General features: G+C 67.4%; 1 protein-coding gene. It reads right to left on the bottom strand.

What is annotated here, in order from left to right; all coding sequences use genetic code 11:
- Positions 1-264: hypothetical protein (locus tag SB816_RS32515; RefSeq protein ID WP_410548315.1), on the bottom strand; the 264-nt coding region annotated here is incomplete at both ends.

The raw sequence follows: 264 nt of genomic DNA, 5'->3' as shown, positions 1-264 counted from the left end.
CAGGTTGCCGGCGAGGGTGTATTGCCCCGTCCCGAAGTCGCCGCCGCTGGCACCGCTCAAGCCTGTACCACTGCTGACGATGTCCCGGCCCGCACGCATCCACACCGCGCCCGCGCCTTCGTAGTAGGTCTGGCTCAGACGCGGGTCATCAGCGCCGGTCAAGGTGATAGTGCGCCCACTGCTGACCCCCAGCAGATCGCCCGTCAGGGCATAGAAGCGTGCGGGTTCCAGGCTATTGCCCCACGCCGTGCTGGCGGTATTGGG

The organism is Achromobacter sp. SIMBA_011, from assembly GCF_046535435.1.
Taxonomy (GTDB): domain Bacteria; phylum Pseudomonadota; class Gammaproteobacteria; order Burkholderiales; family Burkholderiaceae_B; genus Achromobacter; species Achromobacter dolens.
This window is presented reverse-complemented; position numbering and strand designations above follow the sequence as displayed.